The organism is Halomonas sp. 707D4 (assembly GCF_024158685.1).
Classification (GTDB): Bacteria; Pseudomonadota; Gammaproteobacteria; order Pseudomonadales; family Halomonadaceae; genus Vreelandella.
This window is the reverse complement of record NZ_JAMZBD010000628.1, coordinates 1-1,494: the sequence shown is the minus strand read 5'-3', so window position 1 is coordinate 1,494 and position 1,494 is coordinate 1. Positions and strand designations below refer to the sequence as shown.

Here is a 1,494-nt window from a genome sequence, read left to right as displayed (position 1 = left end):
CTCTCGAACAGCCGCCCGCCGGCGACCAGACCCGAGGCGGTATAGACGGCGAAGAAGATCACGATGACGATCGCCGATACCGTGCGCAGCGACAGCGCCCGGGTCGGGAAGCGGTTGGCCAGGAACGCCGGGATGGTGATGGCGTTGCCGTAGTGCACCGTCTGCTCGCGCAGGCGCGGCGCCACGAGAAGCCAGTTGAAGAACGCCCCGACGAACAGCCCGATGCCGATCCAGGCCGAACCGAGCCCGGAGACGAACATCGTCCCGGGAAGGCCCAGCAGCAGCCAGCCGCTCATGTCCGAGGCACCGGCGGAGAGCGCGGCCACCTTGGGACTCAAGGTGCGCCCGCCCAACACGTAGTCCTCGGAGGTCGAGGTGGAGGTGCGCATGGCATAGACGCCGATGCCGATCATGAGCGCGAAGTATGCGAAAAGACTGATCCAGACGCCGATATCCATAGAATTTCCCCTGTTGATCGAATCCAAAGTCCGACACGACATGTTGTTGTTGGCACGCAGGTCGCTGCCCGGTACCGATTTACTTCACCCCCCGCAGGGGGTGAGTGTCAAGGCGCCTCCGACACCGGGGTCAATCGTCGCCCAGGGCCAGCAGCGAGGCGTTGCCGCCCAGCGCCGCCGTGTTGTTGGTGACGGTCTTCTCGGTGACGAAGCGCTGCAGGTAGTGCGGCCCGCCCGCCTTGGGGCCGGTGCCGGAAAGGCCCTGGCCGCCGAAGGGCTGCACGCCCACCACGGCGCCGATGATATTACGATTGATGTAGACGTTGCCCACCCGGATGCGCCGGGCGATCTCGGCGGCGAAGGACTCGTTGCGGCTGTGCACGCCGAAGGTCAGCCCGTAGCCGCGCCCGTTGATGGCATCGATCACCCGATCGATGTCGCGGGACTTGTAGCGCACGATGTGCAGTATTGGTCCGAACTGCTCGCGCTCCAGTGCCTCGATGCCGTCGATGACGAAGGCCACCGGCGCCACGAAGGTGCCGTTCTGGGTATGCTCGGCGGCCATCGAGGCCTCGGCGACCAGCCGGCCTTCGTCCTTGAGCGTCTGGATGTGGGCCAGAAGCCCCTTGCGCGCATCCTCGTCGATCACCGGGCCGACGTCGGTGCCCAGGTCGCGCGGGTCGCCGATGTGCAGCTCGCTCATCGCCCCCTTGAGGATCTCGATCACCCGATCCGCCACGTCCTCCTGCAGGTAGAGCACCCGGAGCGCCGAGCAGCGCTGGCCGGCGCTCTGGAACGCCGACTGGATCACGTCGACCACCACCTGCTCCGGCAGGGCGGTGGAGTCCACGATCATCGCGTTCATGCCGCCGGTCTCGGCGATCAGGGTCGGCAGCGGCGCGTTCTCGCGGGCGGCGAGGGCGCGGTTGATGATCTGCGCGGTGTCGGTGCCGCCGGTGAACACCACGCCGGTGATGCGTGGGTCCGAACTCAGCACGCTGCCCACGGTCGGGCCGTCGCCGGGCAGAAGCTGCAC

At 67.3% G+C, this 1,494-nt stretch carries 1 protein-coding gene and 1 pseudogene; both read right to left on the bottom strand.

Annotated elements, in window-relative coordinates; all coding sequences use genetic code 11:
• Positions 1-458: pseudogene (locus BIS11_RS17365) on the bottom strand (sodium:proline symporter); the annotation flags it as partial.
• 130 nt (positions 459-588) lie between these two features.
• The coding region (locus BIS11_RS17360; RefSeq protein WP_253586697.1) for an aldehyde dehydrogenase family protein at positions 589-1,494 on the bottom strand (906 nt) is incomplete at its 5' end.